The following is a 1,268-nucleotide window of genomic DNA, read 5'->3' on the forward strand; positions in this document are numbered from 1 at the left end:
TGACCTGCCCCAACGAAGTGGTCCAGTTTCAGTCTTAGTGCATGACGGGTGTTGGAGCTACGACCGGGGTGGCCGGCGAAGCGGCTCCGGATGGCGGAGCCGGCCACTGCACGGCCTCGGGAGCTGGCGGCCGATAGCCCAACGATGAGTGCGGGCGCTTCGTGTTGTAGTGCTGGCGCCAGCTCTCGATGACGATCTTCGCCTCCGCCATGCTGTAGAAGATCTCGCCGTTGAGGAGCTCGTCCCTGAGCTTCGCATTGAAGCTCTCGCAGTAGCCGTTCTCCCACGGGCTGCCGGGTTCGATGTAGGCAGTCCTGGCACCGACCGCGGCGATCCAGTCTCGCACCGCCGACGCCACGAACTCCGGGCCATTGTCGGACCTGATGTGATCCGGCACGCCACGAAGGATGAACTGGTCCGACAGCACGTCGATCACGTCGCTCGATCTCAACTGCCTGTCGATCCGTATCGCCAGACACTCCCGTGTGAACTCGTCGATCAGGTTCAGCATCCGGAACTTCCTTCCGTCGTGGGTCCGGCTCTCGACGAAGTCGTAGGACCAGACATGGTTCGGGCGCTCGGGCCGCAGACGGATGCACGACCCGTCGTTGAACCAGAGGCGCCCCTTTCTCGGTTGCTTCTGTGGAACCTTCAGCCCCTCCCGCCGCCAGATCCTCTCGACCCGCTTCACGTTCACGACCCAGCCCGCGTCACGCAGCAGAGCCGTGATCCGCCGATAGCCGTAACGGCCATATTCAGATGCGAGCACGATGATGTCAGCGGTGAGCGCCTCCTCGTCGGGGCGCCCGCGCGGAACTTTCCTTTGGGTCGATCGATGCTGGCCGAGTACGTGGCATGCGAGCCGTTCGGAGACCCCGAACTTCTGCCTGACATGGTCGACACAACGACGGCGACGGGCGGGGCTCAGAAGTTTCCCGAGGCGGCCTCCCGAAGGATCAGCTTCTCCAGCGTGAGGTCCGACACGGCTTTCCGAAGCCGCTCGTTCTCCTTCTCCAGCTCCTTCAGCCGCTTCACCTGGTTGGTCTTCAGGCCGCCATACTCCTTGCGCCATCGGTAGTATGTGAACTGCGTCACGCTGATCGTCCGCACCGCTTCGGCCACCGACCGACCCTGCGACACCAACACGTCGACCTGCCGGAGCTTCGCGACGATCTCCTCCGGCTTGTGCTTCTTCTGGGGCATTCCTGCATCCTCCATCTGGCTCGAAAGCCTACTTCAGGGAGGACCACTTTTCAGGGGGCAGGCCA

The 1,268-nt window shown here is 63.2% G+C and carries 1 protein-coding gene; it reads right to left on the reverse strand.

Going from position 1 to position 1,268, the window contains the following annotated elements; genetic code table 11:
• Window positions 1-34: 34 nt before the first annotated feature.
• Window positions 35-1,203, reverse strand: a protein-coding gene (locus HNS03_RS25680; protein ID WP_367198887.1) for an IS3 family transposase whose coding sequence is annotated in 2 segments (ribosomal slippage) — window positions 35-939 and window positions 939-1,203 — 1,170 coding nt in all. Because the reading frame shifts where the segments join, the coding sequence is not laid out codon by codon here.
• Window positions 1,204-1,268: the final 65 nt, after the last annotated feature.

This window comes from Amorphus sp. 3PC139-8, assembly GCF_040750475.1.
Taxonomy (GTDB): domain Bacteria; phylum Pseudomonadota; class Alphaproteobacteria; order Rhizobiales; family Amorphaceae; genus Amorphus.